Source organism: Janthinobacterium sp. 13 (assembly GCF_002749695.1).
Classification (GTDB): domain Bacteria; phylum Pseudomonadota; class Gammaproteobacteria; order Burkholderiales; family Burkholderiaceae_D; genus Janthinobacterium; species Janthinobacterium kumbetense.
The window spans coordinates 5,691,080-5,713,390 of the sequence record NZ_PEEQ01000001.1 but is presented as its reverse complement, the minus strand read 5'-3'; the positions used below and the strand labels follow the sequence as shown (position 1 = coordinate 5,713,390).

The 22,311-nt window shown below is 60.1% G+C and carries 18 protein-coding genes; 7 read left to right on the top strand and 11 right to left on the bottom strand.

Annotated features, from left to right (window positions below; genetic code table 11):
- Positions 1 to 7: 7 nt before the first annotated feature.
- The 3 genes from dnaQ to CLU94_RS25135 all read right to left on the bottom strand — a co-directional run bounded on the left by dnaQ (position 8) and on the right by CLU94_RS25135 (position 2,146).
- Positions 8 to 724 carry a DNA polymerase III subunit epsilon gene (gene dnaQ / locus CLU94_RS25145; RefSeq protein WP_099667648.1) on the bottom strand — a complete coding sequence of 239 codons (717 nt, stop codon included), beginning with the start codon at positions 722 to 724 and terminating at the stop codon, positions 8 to 10.
- Between the two features lie 215 nt (positions 725 to 939).
- Positions 940 to 1,377 carry a ribonuclease HI gene (rnhA, locus tag CLU94_RS25140; protein WP_034784447.1) on the bottom strand — a complete coding sequence of 146 codons (438 nt, stop codon included), beginning with the start codon at positions 1,375 to 1,377 and terminating at the stop codon, positions 940 to 942.
- A complete protein-coding gene (locus CLU94_RS25135) occupies positions 1,370 to 2,146 on the bottom strand; it encodes a class I SAM-dependent methyltransferase (protein WP_099667647.1) in 777 nt (258 codons plus the stop codon). The genes rnhA and CLU94_RS25135 overlap by 8 nt, the downstream gene beginning before the upstream one ends.
- Positions 2,147 to 2,165: 19 nt before the next feature.
- On the opposite strand from CLU94_RS25135, the gene gloB reads away from it, so the two are divergent.
- Positions 2,166 to 2,975: a hydroxyacylglutathione hydrolase gene (gene gloB, locus CLU94_RS25130; RefSeq protein ID WP_099667646.1), complete on the top strand. Its 810-nt coding sequence runs from the start codon at positions 2,166 to 2,168 to the stop codon at positions 2,973 to 2,975.
- An 81-nt stretch (positions 2,976 to 3,056) separates the two neighbouring features.
- Here the strand turns inward: gloB and aceB are convergent, their stop codons facing one another.
- On the bottom strand, positions 3,057 to 4,655 hold the full coding sequence (gene aceB / locus CLU94_RS25125; protein ID WP_099667645.1) for a malate synthase A: 1,599 nt from the start codon (positions 4,653 to 4,655) through the stop codon (positions 3,057 to 3,059).
- Positions 4,656 to 4,871: 216 nt separating this feature from the next.
- Between aceB and CLU94_RS25120 the strand changes: the two genes are divergently transcribed.
- Positions 4,872 to 5,783, top strand: coding sequence for a LysR family transcriptional regulator (locus tag CLU94_RS25120; RefSeq protein WP_035819455.1), 912 nt, complete (start codon positions 4,872 to 4,874; stop codon positions 5,781 to 5,783).
- A 257-nt stretch (positions 5,784 to 6,040) separates the two neighbouring features.
- On the opposite strand, the gene CLU94_RS25115 is transcribed toward CLU94_RS25120, so the two are convergent.
- From CLU94_RS25115 to CLU94_RS25100, 4 genes are all read right to left on the bottom strand, one after another.
- Positions 6,041 to 6,244 carry a cold-shock protein gene (locus CLU94_RS25115; RefSeq protein ID WP_010398811.1) on the bottom strand — a complete coding sequence of 68 codons (204 nt, stop codon included), beginning with the start codon at positions 6,242 to 6,244 and terminating at the stop codon, positions 6,041 to 6,043.
- A 298-nt stretch (positions 6,245 to 6,542) separates the two neighbouring features.
- Positions 6,543 to 6,905, bottom strand: coding sequence for an Hpt domain-containing protein (locus tag CLU94_RS25110; protein WP_099667644.1), 363 nt, complete (start codon positions 6,903 to 6,905; stop codon positions 6,543 to 6,545).
- A gap of 22 nt (positions 6,906 to 6,927) precedes the next feature.
- Complete coding sequence (upp, locus tag CLU94_RS25105; RefSeq protein ID WP_010398816.1) at positions 6,928 to 7,578, bottom strand: uracil phosphoribosyltransferase; 651 nt, start codon at positions 7,576 to 7,578, stop codon at positions 6,928 to 6,930.
- Between the two features lie 155 nt (positions 7,579 to 7,733).
- On the bottom strand, positions 7,734 to 9,416 hold the full coding sequence (locus CLU94_RS25100) for an isovaleryl-CoA dehydrogenase (RefSeq protein ID WP_099667643.1): 1,683 nt from the start codon (positions 9,414 to 9,416) through the stop codon (positions 7,734 to 7,736).
- A gap of 455 nt (positions 9,417 to 9,871) precedes the next feature.
- Here CLU94_RS25100 and CLU94_RS25095 point away from each other — a divergent pair, with 455 nt between their 5' ends.
- Positions 9,872 to 11,551 (top strand): putative bifunctional diguanylate cyclase/phosphodiesterase, encoded by a 1,680-nt coding sequence (locus CLU94_RS25095; protein WP_251348432.1) that lies wholly within the window; start codon positions 9,872 to 9,874, stop codon positions 11,549 to 11,551.
- Positions 11,548 to 13,044 (top strand): HDOD domain-containing protein, encoded by a 1,497-nt coding sequence (locus tag CLU94_RS25090; protein WP_099667642.1) that lies wholly within the window; start codon positions 11,548 to 11,550, stop codon positions 13,042 to 13,044. The genes CLU94_RS25095 and CLU94_RS25090 overlap by 4 nt, the downstream gene beginning before the upstream one ends.
- 207 nt (positions 13,045 to 13,251) lie before the next feature.
- Here the strand turns inward: CLU94_RS25090 and aroC are convergent, their stop codons facing one another.
- Positions 13,252 to 14,346 (bottom strand): chorismate synthase, encoded by a 1,095-nt coding sequence (gene aroC, locus CLU94_RS25085; RefSeq protein WP_099667641.1) that lies wholly within the window; start codon positions 14,344 to 14,346, stop codon positions 13,252 to 13,254.
- A 421-nt stretch (positions 14,347 to 14,767) separates the two neighbouring features.
- Between aroC and CLU94_RS25080 the strand changes: the two genes are divergently transcribed.
- Both CLU94_RS25080 and CLU94_RS25075 read left to right on the top strand, forming a co-directional pair.
- Positions 14,768 to 17,029: a putative bifunctional diguanylate cyclase/phosphodiesterase gene (locus CLU94_RS25080; protein ID WP_099667640.1), complete on the top strand. Its 2,262-nt coding sequence runs from the start codon at positions 14,768 to 14,770 to the stop codon at positions 17,027 to 17,029.
- A gap of 358 nt (positions 17,030 to 17,387) precedes the next feature.
- Positions 17,388 to 19,136: a caspase family protein gene (locus tag CLU94_RS25075; RefSeq protein ID WP_099667639.1), complete on the top strand. Its 1,749-nt coding sequence runs from the start codon at positions 17,388 to 17,390 to the stop codon at positions 19,134 to 19,136.
- 285 nt (positions 19,137 to 19,421) lie between these two features.
- On the opposite strand, the gene CLU94_RS25070 is transcribed toward CLU94_RS25075, so the two are convergent.
- Both CLU94_RS25070 and CLU94_RS25065 read right to left on the bottom strand, forming a co-directional pair.
- Positions 19,422 to 19,868, bottom strand: coding sequence for a CBS domain-containing protein (locus CLU94_RS25070; protein WP_010398828.1), 447 nt, complete (start codon positions 19,866 to 19,868; stop codon positions 19,422 to 19,424).
- A 224-nt stretch (positions 19,869 to 20,092) separates the two neighbouring features.
- On the bottom strand, positions 20,093 to 20,716 hold the full coding sequence (locus CLU94_RS25065) for a 2OG-Fe(II) oxygenase (RefSeq protein WP_099667638.1): 624 nt from the start codon (positions 20,714 to 20,716) through the stop codon (positions 20,093 to 20,095).
- A 284-nt stretch (positions 20,717 to 21,000) separates the two neighbouring features.
- On the opposite strand from CLU94_RS25065, the gene CLU94_RS25060 reads away from it, so the two are divergent.
- Complete coding sequence (locus CLU94_RS25060; protein ID WP_099667637.1) at positions 21,001 to 22,311, top strand: O-acetylhomoserine aminocarboxypropyltransferase; 1,311 nt, start codon at positions 21,001 to 21,003, stop codon at positions 22,309 to 22,311.

Genomic DNA, 22,311 nt, shown 5'->3' with positions numbered 1-22,311 from the left:
TTTTTTCTCACGCGGCCGCTGGCGGCGACGTGACGGCGGTCCAGATGCACTGGCCTTTGGCGGCCTTGTCGAGGCCGGCGATGGTGGCTTCGTGGGCGGCCAGTTCGTCGGCGCTGGCGCTCTGGAAGATGACTTCGGCCAGGGGCACGATTTCCAGGGCGGCGCCGTCGGCGGCCACTTCCACCTCTTCTTCCATGCTGAGGCTGTTTTGCCCGCGCGTCATGGCCAGGTAGACGTCAGCCAGCAATTCGGAGTCGAGCAGCGCGCCGTGCAGCTTTCGGTGGGCGTTCGAGACGCCGTAGCGGTCGCACAGGGCGTCGAGCGAGTTGCGCTTGCCTGGGTGCATTTCCTTCGCCTGCACCAGGGTGTCGATCACGCCATGTACTTGCTCGTGGACTGGCGGCAAGTTCAAGCGCTTGAATTCCGCGTTCAGGAAGCCGATATCGAACGGGGCGTTGTGGATGATCAGTTCAGCGTCGGCGATGTAGGCACGAAACTCGTCGGCGATTTCCGCGAATTTCGGCTTGTCGCTGAGGAATTCCGTCGTCAATCCGTGGACGGCCAGCGCGCCCTCTTCCGAGTCGCGTTCGGGATTGATGTAATGGTGAAAATTATTCCCCGTCAACATGCGGTTGTTCAGTTCGACCGCCCCGATCTCCAGGATGCGGTCGCCCGTGCGCGGGTTCAGGCCGGTGGTTTCAGTATCGAGGACAATTTGACGCATGGCAGATTCAGTCTTAAAAGCAAAAAGCGAAGGGCACAGTATAGCAAACCTGTGCCCTTCGATTACATCACGGCATGCCCGAATGCTCAACAAAACCGTAGCGAGCGGCAGTGATTTGTGGCTAAGAAGCGCAACCGTACTTTGTACGGGGGCGCCGAGCCGGTGAGCATCGCAGGCCGCAAAGCGCGACGCGCAGCAGGTTTGGTTGGGCGTTCTCAGGCGCGCACGGTTTCCACGCCCAGGTTGGCCAGCTGATCTGCCCGTTCATTGCCCGGATGGCCGTTATGGCCGCGCACCCAGCGCCATTCCACTTCATGCACGGCCTGGGCCGTATCGAGCGCTTGCCACAAGTCGACGTTTTTCACGGGCGCCTTGGCTGCCGTTTTCCAGCCGCGCGCTTTCCAGCCGTGGATCCATTCGCTGATGCCCTTTTGCACGTACTGGCTATCGGTATACAACACTACCTGGCAGGGACGTTTGAGCGCCGTCAAGGCTTCGATCACGGCCTTCAATTCCATGCGGTTATTCGTCGTATTCAGTTCCCCGCCGTAAATTTCTTTCTTGGCGCCATCGGCCACCATCAGCGCGCCCCAGCCGCCCGTGCCGGGATTGCCCTTGCATGCGCCATCGGCGTAAATCTCAACCTTATCCATCTTGCTGTTCCCGCCTTTTATTCGTGACCGGTGCGCCTGCGGGCGCCGTCGCCGGTTTTTTGGTCCACGCCGGACCGATCAAACGCATCCCTTTGACGCGCTTGATCGCCTGCACTATATACACTGCGCCCAGATATGGCCACCAGCGCGCACCGGCCTTGTCCATGAAGGCGTTGCGGCGCAGCCATTTTTCTGTCCTGCAGGCAGGCGCGTAGCAGCCGAAGTGGCTTTGGCTCACGCCCATGTTCAGCAATTTTAACCAGTCTTTCATGCGCGGCATAGAGATCAGCTCGCCCGCCTGCGGCAAGTAATGCCGGCCCGTGACCCGCCCCACTCCCTGGCGCATGCCCCACAGGCTGGCCGGATTGAAGCCGCACACGATCACGCGCCCTTCCGGGATCAGCACGCGCTCCACTTCGCGCAAGACCTGGTGCGGCTCGGCGGCAAATTCGAGGACGTGCGGCAAGACCACCAGGTCCAGGCTTTGCGAGTCGAACGGCAACTCGTCGAAGGCCGACACGAGGGTCAAACGGCTTTCCTGCGGCGGACGCGACGGCAGGCGCGCATCGAGCAGCCATTTGTTCGGCATGCGGTTGGCCGCCAGCGCATCGAGCTGGGGCAAGCCGATCTGCACGGCATTAAAACCGAAGATATCGACAGTCAGGCTGTCGAGGCATTGCTGCTCCCAGGCACGCACGTACAGACCGGCCGGTGTCTGCAGCCAACCGTCAAGCGCTATAATGGATTTTTCGGATGCCACACTGTCCATTCAGTTTTCTCTTTTGCTCATGACACACTCCCCTGAACACGCTTTATCGGTACTTGCCGTGCCCGCCTTTGCCGACAATTACCTGTGGCTGATCCATGACGGCCGCCATGCCGCCGTGGTCGACCCCGGCGATGCGACGGCCATCCTCGATGCGCTGCAAGCCCATCAGTTGACCTTGTCCGCCATTTTACTCACGCATCACCACGCCGACCACACGGGCGGCGTACCTGAATTGTTGCAGCATTTCGCCGTCCCCGTCTTCGGCCCGCGCAATGAGGCTATCACAGCCATCACGGAACCGCTTGCCGAAGGCGATGTCGCCCACGTGCCCGAGCTGGGCCTGCAACTGACCGTCATCGACGTGCCCGGCCATACGAAGGGCCATATCGCCTACGTGCGCCAGCGCGACGAGCGCAGCGGCGCACCCTGGCTGTTCTCCGGCGACACCCTGTTTGCGGGCGGCTGCGGCCGCCTGTTCGAAGGCACGCCGGGCCAGATGGCCGACTCGCTGGGCAAGCTGGCCGCCTTGCCCGACGATACCGAGGTATTTTGCGCGCATGAGTACACCTTGTCCAATCTGCGCTTCGCCAACGCCGTCGAACCGGGCAACCAGGCCTTGCAGGAACGCATCGCCATCGACACGGAAAAGCGCCAGCAAGGCTTGTCCACCGTGCCGTCGACCATTGCCCTGGAGAAGGCCACGAATCCCTTCCTGCGCTACCGCGAACCGGCGATCCTGACCAGCTTGAAGGTGGAAGGCAAGCTGGCCACCGATGCGTCGCCCGTGGAAGCGTTCGCCGCCTTGCGGATGTGGAAAAACAGCTTTTAAGTCCGCCCTTCCGCCATAAAAAATCCCGGCAGATGCTTGTATGCATCGCCGGGATTTTTTTATCGATCTAGTTGATCAGGATCAGATTTCTTCATACAGCGGCAAGGTCAGGAATTCGGCGAACGATTCCGACGTCGACATTTCCTCGAAGATTTGTCCTGCGCGCACATAGGTCGGGCCATTGCCGCCCGGCGCATCGCGCTGCACTTTGGCCAGCTCTTCCGAAATCATGGCGCGCACCATCTCGGCCGTCACCTTGCGGCCATCTTCCAGCACGCCCTTGCTCGAACGAATCCATTGCCACACTTGCGAACGGCTGATCTCGGCCGTGGCGGCATCTTCCATCAGGTTATGGATGGGCACGCAACCATTGCCGGCCAGCCAGCTGCCCAGGTAATGGATACCCACGTTGATGTTGTAGCGCAAGCCCGCTTCCGTGATTGGCGCTTCCGGCTGGAAATTCAGCAAGTCCGACGCTTTCACGTCGATGTCGGGACGCTGTTTCTCGATCTGGTTCGGCTTGTCGCCCAGCACTTTCGTGAACTCGCCCATGGCCAGTTCCACCAGGCCCGGATGGGCCACCCAGCCGCCGTCGTAGCCGTCGGTGGCGTCGCGCGCCTTGTCGTTGCGCACGCCGCCCATGGCGATGTCATTCTTTTCCGGGTCGTTCTTGATCGGGATCAAGGCTGCCATGCCACCGATGGCCGGTGCGCCACGTTTATGACAGGTTTTCAGCAGCAGCAAGGCGTAGGCGCGCATGAAGGGAGCCGTCATCGTAACCTTGGCGCGGTCGGCCAGGCAGAAGTCCTTGTCCAGCTTGAATTTCTTGATGCACGAGAAGATGTAATCCCAGCGGCCCGCGTTCAGGCCCGAGCTGTGCTCTTTCAGCTCGTACAGGATTTCATCCATCTCGAAGGCGGCCAGGATGGTTTCGATCAGCACGGTCGCCTTGATCGTGCCTTGTGGCAAGCCCAATTCGTTTTGCGTCATGACGAAAATGTCGTTCCACAGGCGCGCTTCCAGGTGCGATTCCATCTTCGGCAGGTAGAAGTACGGGCCGGCGCCACGCGCCAGTTGTTCCTTGGCATTATGGAACATGAACAGCGCGAAATCGAAAATACCGCCGGAAATGCGCTTGCCGTCGACCAGCACGTGCTTTTCATCGAGGTGCCAGCCGCGCGGACGCACGACGAGCGTCGCGATCTTGTCGTTCAGCTTGTAGGACTTGCCATTTTGCTCCAGCGAAATCGTCTTGCGCACGGCGTCGAACATATTGATCTGGCCCGTCAGCTGGTTATCCCAGTTCGGCGTGTTCGAATCCTCGAAGTCCGTCATGTAGCTGTCCGCGCCGGAATTGAAGGCGTTGATGACCATCTTGCGCTCGACGGGTCCGGTAATTTCCACGCGGCGGCATTCCAGCGCCTTCGGGATCGGCGCGATCTTCCAGTCGCCGTCGCGGATGTGTGCGGTTTCTGGCAAGAAATCAGGACGCTCGCCCGCGTCGAGGCGCTTGGCCCGCTCCACGCGCACGGCCAGCAATTCCTGGCGGCGCGGCTCGAAGGCGCGCGTCAGCTTGGCCACCAGGGCCAGCGCGGCCGGCGTCAGGATCTGTTCGTAACCGGGTGCAATGGCCCCCGTGATTTGCATGCCTTCGGGAAGTGCGATCGTGTTCTGCGTCATGAAGTTCTCCGGTTTTTAGTAAATATAAGCAAAGGTAATCTGATGATCCAAGTATAAGCCGAACGACTGCGCGGGCAAGCTGGACAGAGGCGCAAAAACACCCTGCCGGGCGGCGCATTTGTTCTATAGTATTGCACTATAAGGCATGGAAACGAGATTAAAAATCACTTCATCTATGCGTTTTTATCACAAGTGATGGCATGACGGGAGCACAACATGGGCCAGTTCAGACAAATATCAACGTTCGTGGAAGTAGTGGCCAAGGGCAGCCTGTCGGCCGCCGCGCGCGCGGAAGGCATCGCGCCAGCCATGATAGGCCGGCGCCTCGATGCGCTGGAGCAGCGCCTGGGCGTCAAATTACTCCAGCGCACGACGCGCAAACTGGCCTTGACGAATGAAGGCGCCGCCTTCCTGGAAGATTGCCAGCGCATCCTGGGCGAACTGGAAGAGGCGGAAGCGGCCGTGGCCGAGCGCAGCGTGAAGGCCAGCGGCCACCTGCTCATTTCCGCGCCTGCCGGCTTCGGCCGCCAGCACGTCGCGCCCCTGATCCCCTCGTTTGTCGCCGAGCACCGCGACGTGACGGTGTCGCTGAACCTGAACGACCGCCTCGTCGACCTGATCGGCGAAGGCATCGACGTGGCCATCCGCATCGCCAGCCTGTCCGATTCCTCACTCGTAAGCACCAAGCTGGCGGACAACCAGCGCGTGCTGGTCGGCTCCCCCGCCTATTTGAAACGGGCGGGCACGCCGCGCATCCCGGCCGACCTGGCGAAGCACAATTGCCTGGCGATCAGCAGCGAAGGCAGCCAGCGGGGCTGGACCTTCCGCGAAAACGGCAAGAACGTGATTTTAAAGGTGGCGGGCAATATGGTCTGCAACGATGGCGAAGTGCTGCACGACTGGGCACTGGCCGGCAAGGGCCTGGCGTGGCGCTCGATGTGGGAAGTGGGCGCCGAGATCGCCTCGGGCCAGCTGGTGACGGTGCTGGACCAGTTCGCCGCCCCGGGCAACGATATCTACGCCGTGTTCGCCCAGCGCCGCCACTTGCCGCTGCGCATACGGGCGTTCGTGGATTTTTTAAGGCATAGCTATTCGCAACCAGATTACTGGCGCGAACGGGCTATCTGAGGACGCGGGACCAAACCTGCTGCGCGTCGGTTTTGTCCGGCGTCGTGACATCAAGGGGAACACCGCAGAGTTCGGCTTAGAGACTTGCGCTGACCAGGCAAGCCTACCCGCCGACAATGAGGCAAAGTAGCCGAAAGACAGCCGCGCAGAGGCCGCGTAGCCCATCAAACGCACACAAAACCCATGCCTCACGGAAATTCAGGCGAAAAAAAATCCTCGGAGACCGAGGATTTCTTTATTTCGTTTGATCCAGCGTATTAGATTGGCTGAATGTTCGAAGCTTGCTTGCCTTTAGGGCCAGCGGTCACTTCAAAAGAAACGCGTTGGTTCTCTTGCAGGGACTTGAAGCCGTTCGACTGGATAGCCGAGAAGTGAGCGAACAGATCTTCGCCGCCTTCGTCAGGGGTAATAAAGCCGAAACCCTTCGAATCATTGAACCATTTTACGATGCCAGTTGCCATTACAATTTCCTATTTCAGTTAAGTTGGGCTTGCGCCCGTTATATCGTTTGAAGCAAGAAAGAAATGACAGACAAACTGCACTACTACCTCGAATCCAACGATGCCCAATTATACCAACAAAACTGAGAAAAACCATTCTTTCGCAAAATAAACTTGCGAACACTACTTTAATAGCCAAATCCCCGTCTTGCGGCGCCCTGTACCAGCGGCATGGAGACACTATATCCTAATCTGCGACGCGGGTGCTTTGCGTTGTATCAAATGAATCATTGCAACCACATGACTATGGCGCGGTCATCTACGCGGTGAAATGGGTGGCCGCCGCGTCGCGTCCCGCCCAGTCCAGTAACGCTGCCACCTGCGCCCGCACGCCAGGCCAATCCGCCACCGCTTGCGCAGGGGCATTGAGCATGGCGCGCACCAGCTGTTCCAGGCGCCGGCACTCCTGCCCCAGCGCGGCAAAACCGAAGGTGGCGGCCGAGCCGGCCACCGCGTGCAGCGCGCGGTGCAGCTCCGTCAGCGGTTCCAGGCGGGGGCCTTCGCTGTCGCAGCGGCCGCTTGCCTGCGTGATCGCCTGCATCAGGGCCGGCACGCCAGCCGCATATTTTTCATTCAGGGCGCGCAAACGCGCGCGAAAATCCGGGTCGATCAAGGTTGCCATCGCAATACTCGCCTGAACCGGTTTACTTGGTGCCGAAGATGCGGTCGCCGGCGTCGCCCAGGCCCGGCACGATGTAGGCGTGGTCGTCGAGGTGCGAATCGAGCGAGGCGCAGAACATCTTGACGTTCGGATGCGCATTCTGGAACACGGTCACGCCTTCCGGTGCGGCAACCAGGGCCAGGAAGATGATCTGCTCGTCCGTCACGCCCCGCTTTTTCAGCACGTCGACGGCATACACGGCCGAATTGCCGGTCGCCACCATCGGGTCGCACAAGATGAAGGTGCGCTCGTTCAGGTCCGGCAGACGCACCAGGTATTCCACGGGCATGTGGGTGGCCGGGTCGCGGTACACGCCGATGTGGCCCACGCGCGCCGATGGCACCAGGTTCAGCAAGCCATCGCTCATGCCGATGCCGGCGCGCAGGATGGGCACGATGGCCAGTTTCTTGCCGGCGATGACGGGCGCGTCGATGGTCACCAGCGGCGTCTTGATTTCGCGCGTCGTCAGCGGCAGGTCGCGCGTGATTTCATAGCCCATCAGCAAGGTGATTTCCTTGAGCAATTCGCGGAAGGTGCGCGTCGACGTGTCGTGCTCGCGCATGTGGCTCAGTTTGTGCTGGATCAAAGGGTGATCGGTAATGAACAAATTCGGGAAGCGCGGGTCTTGTTTCATATTGTTTTTCTTTCTATGCTAGCTGGCGCGGCGGCAAGCCTGGGCCGCAAGCGCGCTGTGTATCGATAAAATGATGGATTGCAGCATTATCCCAGCCCCCAGCCCGCCTGTGGCCGGAATTTTCGAAATAATTGCGTACCCAAGCGGAGGCAAACTCAGTACTCGCGCAGCGCGCGCGCCAGGATGGCCGCGCAATCGGTGCCTGCCGGCAAGCGGCCATACGCCCCGCCCGGCGCCTGCACCAGCCGCGACTGCAGGAACGCTTGCGCGACGAACGGCGGCGCATGGCGCAGCAGCAATCCCGCCTGCACGGCCAGCACGATGCGCTCGGATAGTTGCCGGGCGCCAAATTCGTCCGTTTGCGGCCCGTCCAGGTCGGCCAGCAGCCGCGCGCGGTAGCCGGTGAAAATAGCATCGTCATCACCGGCCAGCGCCAGCTCGGCCGCCAGCGCGTCGCGCGCGGCCGGCGACTTGCCGAAGGCGCGCAAGACGTCGAGGCACATGACGTTGCCCGAGCCTTCCCAGATCGAATTGACGGGCAATTCGCGGTACAGGCGCGCCAGCGGCGCCTCTTCCACATAACCGGTACCGCCCAGCACTTCCATCGCTTCGAAGCCGAAACCGGGACCGCGCTTGCAAATCCAGTACTTGCCGGCCGGCGTGAGCACGCGCGCCAGCATGGCTTGCCCTGCATCATCCTTTTCATCGAAACAGCGGGCCAGGCGCAGCGCAAACGCCGTGGCGGCTTCCGATTCCAGCGCCAGGTCGGCCAGCACGTTTTGCATCAGCGGCTGTTCGGCCAGCGGCTTGCCGAACACGGCCCGCTGGCGCGCATGGTGCAGCGCCTGCGTCAGGGCAGCGCGCATGATGCCGGCGCTGCCCAGCACGCAGTCGAGGCGCGTGTGGCTGGCCATTTCCAGGATGGTGGGGATGCCCCGCCCCGGCTGCCCCACCAGCCAGCCGTAGGCATTCGTGAACTCCACTTCCGACGAGGCATTCGAGCGGTTGCCCAGCTTATCCTTCAGGCGCTGCACGCGGATGGCGTTGCGGCTGCCGTCGGGCAGGTAGCGGGGCAGGAAAAAGCACGACAATCCCCCCTCGTCCGCCTGCGCCAGGATCAGATGCGCGTCGCACTGGGGCGCCGAGAAAAACCACTTGTGGCCGACGATGCGCCAGGCGCCGGCGGCCTCGTCGCCGAACAGCGCTTGCGCCTCGGCCGGCGGCACCTGCGTAGCGCGCGTGGTGTTGCTGCGCACGTCGGAGCCGCCCTGCTTTTCCGTCATGCCCATGCCGACCAGGGCGCCCCGTTTCTGCTCCACGGGCAGGGAGCGGGGATCGTAGTCGCGCGACAGGATTTTCGGCAGCCAGCGCTGCGCGATTTGCGGCAGATCAAGCGCCTGGCGCAAGGCCGGCACCGAGGCATACGTCATCGTCACGGGACATTGCGTGCCGTTTTCCACCTGCCCCACTAATAGATAGGCGGCCGCGCGCGCCACCTGGGCGCCGGGACCGGGCGACGCCCACGGCGAAGCGTGCGCGCCGGCGCCCACGAGGATGGCCATCAGCTCATGCCAGGCCGGATGGAACAGCACCTCGTCGATGCGGCGCCCGGCCCGGTCGAACTGCTGCAGCTCGGGCGTGTGAATATTGGCCAGGCGCGCCAGCGCATAGGTCTCGGCGCGGCCCAGCCTGTCGCCCAGCGCGTCGAGCTCCTGCAACGCCGCGCCGCCGCCCTCGCGCAGCAGCGCTTCAATCAGCGCCGGATCGCAGGCGAACAGATTGACGTTTTCAAAGGGCGTGGCCTGGTTAAAAACTTCATGCGTGTCAAAGGCATTCATGGAGGTCTCCCGCGATTTGTTATCATGGCGCCCTTGCCGTCGCTGGCGCACCGCCAACACCGTCTGCCAGCCAGACTAGCGCAAAGCGCATGGCGGGGCAAGCGCGCCAGTGGAAGCAAGCGCAGATAAATGTTTCCATGTGGAACGAAAATGCCTGCGTGTGTCGCGCGGCATGATTTTTTTCATGGAAGGCAGGAATATTTACAAAACCTGAAGCAATGTTGCTCTATTTCATGTAATCGGGTGCTTTTCAATGATACATTTCGTGTGGATCGCGTTCCGATAGCCGCCTTCCGGCCACTATGGCACGCGTCACGCACGATGCATTCTTTCCGTTGGCGCCCTGCCCTGCAGCGAGCGCCGGCACTGATAACAAAAAGGTAAAAGCCAGCACGATGTTTTCCAGTACCCCATCCGCCGCCCACCGCGAGGCTCGCCACGAGTTGGACAACCTCATGGAAGAGGCAGGCGACGTCGTGTTCCGGCTCGATACGGACGGCCTGATCCTGTTCGCCAGCAAGCGCGCGGCCACCCTGTTTGGCGCACCGGCGGGCCTGTCCGGCCATTTGCTGCTGCCGCTGGCCGCCGAAGCGTCGCGCGCGGCGCTGCAGGCGGCGCTGGAAGACGCCCTGGAAGAACCGGGCCGCCTGGAAGTGCGCCTGCAGACGCCGGACCAGGAAATCTGGTTCGAGCTGCGCCTGTCGTCATATATGAACGCGGCCGGCGTGGCCGAATTGCTGGTGGTCGGACGCGACACGTCGGCCCAGCACAATACGGAAGAACGGCTGCGCCACATGGCCACGCACGATGCGCTCACGGGCTTGCCGAACCGCTTGCTGCTGTCGGACCGCATCCGCATGGTGATCGCCCAGGCCGCCCGTTCGGGCCAGGGCTTTTCCGTCGCCACGATCGGTCTCGATGGCTTTAAAAAGGTCAACGATGGCCTGGGCCACCCCGTCGGCGACGCCGTGCTGCGCCTGGCCGCGGCGCGCCTGCGCAAGACGCTGCGCGACAGCGACACCCTGGCGCGCGTGGGCGGCGACGAATTCGTTGCCGTGCTGCCCGGCAGCGCCACGGACGCGCAGATCAAGCTGGTGACGGGCCGCCTGCTGGCGACCCTGCAGGCGCCGTTCGAAGTCGATGGCCACACGATCTACGTGGGCGCGTCGGTCGGCGTATCGATCTATCCGCTGCATGCGGAAGATGAAGTGCGCCTGGTGGCGCTGGCCGATGCGGCCATGTCGCGCGCCAAGGAAACGGGCAAGGCCCGCTGCCTGGTCTACAGCCCGCGCCTGAACGGCCCGTCGGAACATGATATTTCGCTGGAAGCGGCCATGTTCCACGCCGTGCGCGAAGGCGAGTTTTTACTCTTTTACCAGCCCATCGTCGATGCGCACACGCGGCAGATCCAGGGTTTCGAAACCCTGATGCGCTGGAAGCACCCGACCCTAGGCCTGGTGCCGCCCGTGCGCTTCATCCCGATTGCCGAAGCCAATGGGCTGATCAACCTGCTGGGCGCCTGGGCGCTGAAGGCGGCCTGCGTGCAGCTCAAGCAATTCCAGGAAGTGGCCAAACGGCCGCTGTACATCTCCGTCAACATCAGCCCGCGCCAGTTCCGCAACGACAAATTCCTCGACATCCTCGACGACGCCATCGCGTTTTCGGGGCTGTCCGGCGAACACCTGGTGCTGGAAATTACGGAAGGCACCCTGATGATCGACCCCGTGCATGCGGAAACCATCCTCGTCAAGATGACGGAGCGCCGCGCGCGCATCGCCATCGACGATTTCGGCACCGGCTATTCTTCGCTCGCGTATCTGAAGCGCTTCCCCATTTCCGTGCTGAAGATCGACCGCACCTTCATCAAGGACTTGCCCGAATCGAGCAAGGATGCGGCCATCTGCAACACCATTCTCGACCTGGCAAAGCATTTGAACCTGTCCGTGGTGGCAGAAGGCGTGGAAACCGAGGAGCAGATGCACTTCATGGAATCGCGCGGCTGCCAGTATGTGCAAGGCTACCTGACGGGCAAACCGATGCCGGCCCACGCCGCGCTATCGGCCTTGAGCGACAAAACCTATGCGGCGCTGGTGCCTGCGCCGTCTGCCAATGAACCGCGCGGAGGGGTGCAATGAATCCAGGTCATTTCACGGCGCCGACACAGCTCGGCAAAAACACCCTGGACCTGCTGTGGGCGCGCACGCGCCAGCAGGGCGACATGCCCGGCTTCGCGAAGGCCATCAGCGCCATCCTGGGCGCCATGCGCGGCGAGGATGACCACGAATTCGACATCACGCAAACGGTGCTGTCCGACCCTGTCCTCACGCACAAGGTGCTGCGGCTGGCCAACAGCGGCATGTATTCCGCCTTCGGCCAGCGCGTCAACACGGTCTCGAAGGCCGTGCTGGTGCTGGGCATCGACGCCATCGGCCACCTGGCGCTGGGACTGAAACTGATCGAGGAACTGTCGCAGGCGTCGCCCGATTCCGTCAGCGCCCACGTGGAAATGGAAAAGGCCGTGCTGGCCGGGATGGTGGCGCAGCAGGTAGCCACCAGCGCCGGCAGCCTGCAGGCGGAGCAAGCCGTCGTCTGCTCGATGCTGCACACCCTGGGCCGCATGATGGTGACGTTCTACATGACGGACTTCTGGGCGCGCATGCAGGCGCATGCGGGTCCCGGCAACGAGGCGGCCGCCGCGCGCGAAGTCCTCGGCCTGTCGCTGCCGGAAGTGGGCTATGCCACGGCCGCCCACTGGGGCTTGCCGCAACACCTGATCAACGGCATGCGTCCGATGGACCCGTCGCCGGACAATGCGCCCGTCAGCGGCGCCGACTGGATGGCGGGCCTGTCGACGATGGCGGCGCGCTGCGCCGACTCGCTGTGGCATGACGACGCGGCCGGCGCGGCGCAGGTGCACGCGCTGATCGACGATTATGCGGGCACCCTGGGCATCACCGCGACGGACCTGGTGGTGGCCGTGGACAAGGCCAAGGCGATGGCGGCGGCAGACCTGTCGATCGCGCCCCTGTCGAAACCGGCGGAACGGCGCGCACGCCAGCTGGCGTCGACGCGCATGCGCGCCGAAGGCAACCGCGTGCTGATCGGCGGCCTGGCCGACCTGCGCGGCGCCATCGGCAGCGCCAGCCCGGGCCAGATGGTCTCGATGGCGCTCGAAACGCTGCACCAGGGCTTCGATTTTTCGCGCTCGGTGGCGTTCGTGCGCAACCACAGGGACCATCTGTATTCGGCGCGCATCAGCATGGGCGAAGGCATGGCCGACCTGCAGGACCTGATGGTGTTTGGCGACGCATATGAGCCGAACGTCTTCCACGCGGCCCTCAACAGCGACCGCGTGATCTTCATCGACAACGCGCGCGACCCGAAATTTGCCGCCAAGCTGCCGCAATGGTGGAAAGCGACGCTGTCGGAAGCGCGCAGCTTCGTCGTGCTGCCCCTGTCGGCCAACGGCCACCCCACGGGATTTTTATACGGCGACTGGGACGACAGCTTCCCGCCGATCCAGTTGAACCAGACGGAGTTCAACCTGATCAACGATATCCGGGCGTTGCTGGTGCAGTCGGTGGAGATGCGCCACCAATTGGAATTGGTGGCGAATAAGGTGGCATGAGAACACCTGACCAAACCTACTGCGCGTCGGCATAGGCGGCCTGCGATGCTCACCGTACTAGAGTACGGTTGCGCTTCTTAGCCACCTCTCCCTTCCGCTCGCTACGGTTTTGTCAGGTGTCGCAAGTGTCGTTGTTAAACGAGAAAACGACCATCCAGGTCGCAGGTCGGATCAGGGCCGCAGGCCCGTCATCCGACAACATTCGGCTTACTTCAACTTCGGCGTATTCACGCTGACATCGCCACACTGCGCGCGGTGCATCAGGGCGTGGTCGATCAATACCAGCGCCAGCATGGCTTCGGCGATCGGCGTGGCGCGGATGCCCACGCAGGGGTCGTGGCGGCCGAACGTTTCCACCATCACGGGATTGCCCTCTTTATCGATCGAGCGGCGCGGCGTGCGGATCGACGAGGTCGGCTTGATGGCGATCGAGACGCTGATATCCTGCCCCGTCGAAATGCCGCCCAGGACGCCGCCGGCGTTATTGCCGATAAAACCTTCCGGCGTCAGTTCGTCGCCGTGCTCGGAACCCTTTTGCGCCACCGAATCGAAACCGGCGCCGATTTCCACGCCCTTGACGGCATTGATACCCATCATGGCGTAGGCGATGTCGGCGTCCAGCTTGTCGTAGATGGGCTGGCCCAGTCCCACCGGCACGTTTTGCGCAATCACGTCGATGCGCGCGCCGATGGAATCGCCGTCGCGGCGCAACTGGTCCATGGCCTCTTCCATGCGCGCGATCAGGTCCGCGTCGCCGCTGGCGGCAAAGAACGGGTTCGCATGCACGTGCTCCCAGGACTGGAACGGCACGGGAATGTCGCCCAGCTGGCTCATGCAGCCCTTGAACGTGGTGCCGTACTGCTGCAGCAGCCATTTCTTGGCGATCGCCGCCGCGCCCACGACGGGCGCCGTCAGGCGCGCCGACGAGCGTCCGCCGCCGCGCGGATCGCGCACGCCATACTTGTGCCAGTAGGTGTAGTCGGCGTGGCCGGGGCGGAAGCTTTCCGCGATATTGCCGTAATCCTTGCTGCGCTGGTCTTCATTGCGGATCAGCAGGGCAATCGGCGTGCCCGTCGTCACGCCCTGGTACACGCCGGAGAGGATTTCCACCGTATCGGATTCCTGGCGCTGCGTCACATGGCGCGACGTGCCGGGCTTGCGGCGGTCCAGCTCGGGCTGGATATCGGCTTCCGACAGGATCAATCCCGGAGGACAGCCATCGATCACGCAGCCGATGGCCGGGCCATGCGATTCGCCGAAAGTGGTAACAGTAAACAGCTTGCCAAAAGAATTGCCGGACATAGTAGGAAGTGTGAGGACTGGAAAACTCAATTCTACCAGCCTGCGGGGCATGCCATGCCGCTAATGCCGCAGCAAGGCCGATATTGCCCCGCCAAAATCGCCATTTTCAAATACCGTGTTTTTTTTCATATAAAAAACACCAAATATGAGTTGCAATCATGCAATACAAGAAATATTGCTCCACAGAATAGACTTAAAAAAACATTTTGCTTATTAAATAGCTATATACTTGGATCAAAGCGCGCTACACAATACAGGTTACCAAACCGCATTCGGGCTGCGCCGAGAGCACGTCACAAAATGCCCAGGGCTAGGCGCATTGCCGAAGACAGTACGCAAGTACGGCGAGGCAACGCAACAACGCCATGGGCTTTTTGTGACGCGCTCGTAAAAATATCGAGTCATCCTGGAGAAGCTATACATGCCCGCACCGATCATCCCCCTTGACGCCAACAAGGACGATCACGACGACCTGGTATTCCTCGATGAGCAACCAGCGGCGCCGCTGGCCGTCGCACCGCGCAGCGTCTGGCGGGTGATGATCATCGATGACGATGAAGACGTCCACTCCACCACCACTTTCGCCCTGGGCAACCTGGAAATGCAGCACCGCCCGCTGGAATTCGTGCATGCGTATTCGGCCGGCCAGGCGCGCGAACTGCTCAAGCATGAAGACGACATCGCCGTCATCCTGCTCGACGTGGTGATGGAACAGGATGACGCGGGCCTGCACCTGGTGCGCTATATCCGCGAAACCCTCAAGATGACGGATGTGCGCATCATCCTGCGCACGGGCCAGCCCGGCTATGCGCCGGAAATCGACGCCATCCGCGATTTCGACATCAACGACTACAAGACCAAGTCCGAGTTGACGCGCATCAAGCTGTTTACCACGGTGACGGCAGCCATCCGCTCGTACGAGCAGATCCGTTCGATCAGCAGCAGCCGGCGCGGCCTGGACCGCATCGTCCACGCCAGCACGCAGCTGATGGCGCTGCACGGCGTGCAAAACTTCTCGGCCGGCGTGCTGGCGCAGATCGCCGACCTGCTGGGCATCCGCGCCGACGGCGTGCTGTGCGTGCAGGACTTGCAGGACAACGGTGCGCGGGAATTGCTCGTCTCGGCCTGCACGGGCAGCTTTTCCAGCTTGCCGCACAGCGCCCTGTGCGGCCTGCAAAACCCCCGCGTGATGGCTGCCGTCGAGCACACGCTGGCGCAGCGGCGCAATGTGTATGCGCACGACTACGCCACCCTGTACTTCGCGGGCAAGGCCAGCCGCGACGCGGCCGCCTACCTGGTGCTGCCGCGCCCCCTGTCCGCCATCGATGAAAGCCTGCTGGAAGTATTCTGCAGCAACGTCGCCGTGGGCCTCGACAACGTCGAACTGGTGTCGCACCTGCACAATGCCGCCTTCTACGACCAGTTGTCGAAGCTGCCCAACCGCACGCGCCTGGTGGAAATCCTCGACGCCACCCTGGCCGGTCCAGCGCGCGACGACGCCACCCTGTCGCTGGTGGACCTCGACCATTTTGCCGAGACCAACGACGCGCTGGGCCACCAGTTCGGCGACATGCTGCTCGTGGCCGTGGCGGGACGCCTGCAAACCCAGCTGGGCCCGCAGCTGACCGTGGCGCGCCTGGGCGGCGACATCTTTTGCGTGCTGGGCGACTCGTCGCAAGTCAATCCGACCAAGATCCTGGCCCTGTTCCAGGCGCCATTCAGCATCGATGGCCAGGACGTGCAATTGTCCGCCACCCTGGGCCTGGTGCGGCTGGGCGAACATGCGGGCACGGGCGCCGATGCGCTGAAAGATGCCGATATCGCCCTGAAACGGGCGAAAAGCCAGCAGCGCGCCGGGCATTTCTATTTCTCGCGCAGCATGGGCATCGAAATCCGCGAGCGGGTGCGCATGATGCACGCGCTGCGCACGGCTTTCAGCCAGGGCCAGCTGTTTGTCGTCTACCAGCCGCAGATCGACCTGACCACGCGCCGCCCCGTGGGCGCCGAAGCGCTGCTGCGCTGGCAGACGCCGGACGGCAAGTTCATCTCGCCCGACCGTTTTATTCCCATTGCCGAGTATTCCGGCATCATCATCGACCTGGGCGAATGGGTGCTGCGCACGGCGTGCCGCGAACTGGTGCTGCTGCGCGAGCAGGGCCACCGCAACTTCGTCATGTCCGTCAACGTGTCGCAAGTGCAATTCCGCCACCCCCTGTTCCTGGAGATGCTGCGCGCCGCGCTGGAAGAGACGCAGGCGCCGCCCGAGTTCATCGAACTGGAAATCACGGAATCGATGGCCATGGAAGAGCCTGATTTATTGATCAAGATGTTGTGGCAGATCAAGCAAACGGGCGTGAGCATCGCCATCGACGACTTCGGCACGGGTTTTTCCTCCCTATCCTATTTGCAGCGCCTGCAAGTGGACCGCCTGAAGATCGACCGCGCCTTCGTGACGGAAATCACGGGTTCCGCGCGCGGCAGCAGCATCGCCGAAATGGTCATCCAGCTGGGCCGCAACCTGGGCCTGGCCGTGATCGCGGAAGGCGTGGAAGACGAGCGCCAGGCGCAGATACTGCAGGCGCTGGGCTGCCCGATGGCGCAAGGTTTCCTGTTCGCCCGCCCCATGACGGCCACGGCGCTAGGCAGCTGGCTCAACAATGAAGCGCTGCAGGGCGCGGCATAAACCTACCTAGGTAGATCAACAGGTCTGTTTCAGATACCGATCAGAAGCTGAAACGCCTGTCATATCAGGACTTAGTGAGACTTATCATGCCGCCTTAGTTCTCGCCACAAGCAGAAATTATTCCATTCGAAATACCACATTCTTATTCATCGATAATATCAATCAAAAATTTTCAGCTCCACAAGAACAAGGACACTAATTTAATTTTCGGACAATATCCATTTAAAATGACAAGAAAATTGTGGTAAAAAATATAAAATTACATTACCAAACATATGGTACGGCATGGAATGAAAATAACTAACAACTCATACCCCATGCGAATTCAAAAAAATAATACATATAGAAGGCTGACCATATGCGTGACATCAGATTCTTACTCAAACCGTGGTATTCAAATAGTCATGCTTTGATAATTGGCATCAACAATTACAAACATGCTTCACCTCTTTCTTATGCAGTGAATGACGCGGAAGAGGTACGCGAAACATTAATAAATGATATTGGCTTTCTAGAAGACAATATTGTTCTACTAGTGGATAAAGATGCTACAAAAGAAAATATTCAGCGATCGTTTTTAGCATTCTGTCGTGATGAGGTAGAAATTGATGACCGGATATTGGTTTTTTTCGCAGGGCACGGCCATACACAGACTGGATTTCGAGGCGAAGTTGGCTACCTAGTACCTTATGACGCCAACATTAATGATCTATCAACCTTAATTCGTTGGGATGAATTTACTGGAAATTCTGAACTCATTCGTGCCAAACACATGCTATTCATTATGGATGCATGTTACGGTGGACTAGCTTTAACCCGCAGCCTTCATCCAGGCAGCGTTCGCTTTCTCAAAGATATGACATTGCGATATTCGCGGCAAGTTCTTACGGCAGGAAAAGCAGATGAGGTAGTAGCAGACTCAGGTGGCCCCCTTCCAGATCACTCAGTATTTACAGGTCACTTTTTAGAGGGAATTCGTGGAGCGGCAGCGAATGGGCAAGGAATTCTTACCGCTAGTGGATTAATGGCTTATGTTTACAACAAAGTTTCGACGGACCGAAATTCTAATCAAACGCCTCACTATGGGTATATCGACGGAGACGGCGACTTCATTCTTGCAGCGCCACAATTATCATCAAGACCTGCCGATGAGAGGGCGGATAGCGATGAGGCGTATAGTATACCTTTTATTGATGAGGAAAATATACGCGACTCAATTACCAGAAAAATAGCAAAGGTGAAACAGCTACTATCTATGGAGTCGTCGACAATCGAACTCCATGACCTCCTTATTCAAGGGGTGCAAAATTTTCTTTCTGCAAGCACAGAAGACTATTTTAATTTATCAACAAATTATTCACTCGATGCATTAATCGAAAAACTATTAAAATACGAAAACATATCCAACGACTTGTGTTCTTTGGAAGCATGTGTAGCATATTGGGCACAACCAGCTCACAAACAAACTCTACAAAAAGTTCTGGCGCGCTCAACAGATAGGCTTGACGTTCAAGGTGGACTAAATATTTGGATTCATTTGCGCTGGTATCCGATAATTCTGCAGGTTTACATGGCAGGAATAGCAGCTGTTGCTGGTGAGCGATTTGATTCGTTAGCCAATATTTTACTGACCAAGGTACCTTCGCTAGAGAATCCCAGCAAAAATGTTTTCCTTGTTGAAAATATTTCTGATGCAATTTTAAATCTAACCAGAGATAATGTATTTAAACAACTCCCTGGACATGAAAACAATCATGCACCTATGAGCGAATACTTTTTAAAATTATTCCAACCAAAATTGGATGATATCTTATTCCTAGGAAAAGGTTATGAAAATTCCTTTGATGATTTTGAAGTATTATTAGCTTTAGTGGCTGCGGATCTATCAAAACAAAGTGGTGACAATACATGGGGACCTATTGGTAGATTCGGCTACAAGTCCAGAAACAACAGTGGCGGCCCATTATTTCGTACTATTTCACTTGCCCGTGCACAGGGTCAAGAATGGCCGCTATTAAAACAAGGATTTTTTGGAGGAAGCATTGACAGATTCAACATTGTCGCGGATGAATATGCGAACATAATTACACGAATGGGCTGGTATTGATTTTTTCGCTAATACGCAGGCATATTCGATTAGAAAAAATACCCATTCCCATCAATTTACTTTATTATCGACAAAACAAACAGTTTCCAAATGAAGTTCAGTTCATTGCTAAATTTCTAGATTAGACTTTATCTAGAATTTTTCGCATAGAATTATAAAATCGACATAATAATCGGTCAGATTCATTCATCCACCAAAGTAAATACTTCTAGGGAATTTACATAGTAACTCAACCACAAAAAACGCCGGCAGATGCCGGCGTTGTTTTTACTGCATGAGTGAAGCTTAGTCGGTGGTTTCGGCCGGCCAGTCGCGGATATAGGCCTTGAGCATCTGGTTTTCAAAGCTTTGCGCTTCGAGCACGGCGCGCGCCACGTCGTAGAAAGAAATGACGCCCAGCAAGGTCTTGGCATTCATGACGGGCAGGTAGCGCGCATGCTTTTCCAGCATGATGCGGCGCACTTCATTGACTTCCGTGTCAGGCGTGACGGTGATCGGGTGGTCGTCCATGTGCTTGCGCACGGTGCCGCCGCCGATCTGGCCCGCGTTTTCATGCAGCGCGTTCAACACTTCGCGGAAGGTCAGCATGCCGACCAGGTCGCCAAATTCCATGACCACCAGCGAACCGATGTCCTTTTCAGCCATGGTATTGGCCGCGTCAAGCAGGGGCTGGTCAGGCGTGACCGTGTAGAGGATATTGCCCTTGACTTGGAGAATTTCAGATACTTTCATATTGGCCGTCCTGTCCGCGTGATTGGTATTTTAGTTATTCTAGCCCTTACTGCGACTGTAGCCTATGCCTGCGGAAAAATCCAGCCTTGCGCGCAATCAAATCGACGGGGATTGCCGGGCAAGAAAAACGTAGCGAGCGGATGCGCGGCGCGGCCGAGAAGCGCAGCGGTACGCGAGTACCGTGAGCATCGCCGGCCGTGCCCCGCGACGCGCAGTAGTTTTTCTCACGCCCTGCGGCGGAACCATCCTGCTATCGACAGGCGCTCGCGCGCCGTCGGCAACACTTCGTGCAGCATCTCGCCCGACATGAACATGGCCATGCGGCCCGCTTGCGGCGCGATATCGACGTGCTCGCCGCCCTGCGGGTGCAGGCGCAGCGCGCCACCGTGCTCCGGCAGCCAGTCAGCGTTGAGGTACAGCACGACGGACACCGTGCGCTTGTCGTCATCGCGGAAACGGTCCAGATGGGCCCGGTAAAAGGCGCCCGGCGCGTACAGGGCGAAATGGCTTTCGTACTCGTCCAGCCCCAGGAACAGCTCGCGGTTGAGCATGCAGCGCAGCGCTTCCATGTGTTCCAGGTAGCGGTCGCAAGCGGCTGAGCGGCCCGTTTCCAGCCATTCGATATGGTCGCCGCGGATGTCCGGCTGCAGCAGCGGCGCATGGCCGCTGCCCACGCCGGCGCCCTTCATCTTGCCGCTGAGCATGGATTGCACGCATTCGGCGGCCAGCTGGCGGCTCAGTTCAGGGGAGATAAAATGCTCTTGCATGAGCCAGCCTGCGTGGCACAGGCCGTCGACGATAGAAGGTCCGGGTACGGCAAGGGCGCCGTCGAACGATATTGCGGGCATAAAATCTTTCCTGGTGGACATGCGATGAGAGTTCGCCTGAAGCCCAGGATTTCGCTGGCACGTAGCAGCCTTCCCTGCGGCGCGGCGCACGCGCACAGGTCAAACAGCCCGAATATCGCTGATCCGGTATCCTACCACCGCCGCACCGCAGCGGTCACTTTTTTTACACTGCAGGTTACACACGCCACCCGCCAGCACGGCGCCATGCGCCCTGCACACGAGCCCTTTTGCTCAGATGCAAATCAGGTTACGATCTTGCCACTATAAAACTTGGCGGAGACACCATGAGCGGCCCGAAATACCCCGGTTTCGACACTTTATCCCTGCATGCGGGCGCGGCGCCCGACCCGGCCACGGGCGCGCGCGCCACGCCCATCCATTTCACGTCCTCGTTTGCCTTCAAGAGTTCGGACCATGCGGCTTCGCTGTTCAATATGGAGCGGGCCGGCCACGTGTACTCGCGCATCTCGAACCCCACCAACGCCGTGCTGGAAGAGCGCATCGCCGCCCTCGAAGGGGGCGTGGCCGGCATCGCCACGGCCAGCGGCCAGGCCGCCATGCACCTGGGTTTATGCACCATCGCGGGCGCCGGATCGCACATCGTCGCGTCGCGCGCCCTGTACGGCGGCTCGCAGAACCTGCTGGCCTACACCTTGAAACGCTTCGGCATCGAGACGACCTTTGTCGACCCGCGCGACGTGGACGCCTGGCGCGCCGCCATCCGCCCGAATACCAAGGTACTGTTCGCCGAAACCCTGGGCAATCCCGGCCTCGACGTGCTCGACATCCCCCGGATTGCCGCCCTGGCGCACGAGCACCACCTGCCGCTGATGCTCGATTCGACCTTCACCACGCCGTATCTGCTGCGCCCCTTCGAGCATGGCGCCGACCTGGTCTTCCATTCGGCCACCAAGTTCCTGTGCGGCCACGGTACGGCCATCGGCGGCTTGCTCGTCGATGGCGGCACCTTCGACTGGCAGGCGGCGTACGACAAGACGGGGCGTTTCGCCGAACTGTGCGAGCCGTATGACGGCTTCCACGGCATGGTCTTCGCCGAGGAATCGACGGTGGCGCCGTTCGCCCTGCGCGCGCGGCGCGAAGGCTTGCGCGATTTCGGCGCCGTCATGAGCCCGCACAATGCCTTCGCCATCCTGCAAGGCGTCGAAACCCTGGGCTTGCGCATGGACCGCCACGTGGCCAACACGCGCAAGATCATCGACTTCCTGCTGGCCAATCCGGCCGTGGAATCCGTATCCTACCCCGAGCTGCCGTCGCATCCCGATTACGCACTGGCGAAAACCCTGCTGCCGAAAGGCGCGGGCGGCGTGTTCACCTTCCGCCTGCGCGGCGACCGCGCGGCCGGCCAGCGCTTTGTCGACAGCCTGAAGATCTTTTCGCACCTGGCCAACGTGGGCGACGCCAAGTCGCTCGTCATCCACCCCGCCTCCACCACGCATTTCCGCGTGCCCGACGATCAGCTGGCGCAGGCGGGCATCACGCAAGGCACCATGCGTTTATCGGTGGGGCTGGAAGACGCGGACGATTTGATCGAAGACCTGGCCCGTGGCCTGAAACTGTCGCAGAAAGGCGCCTGA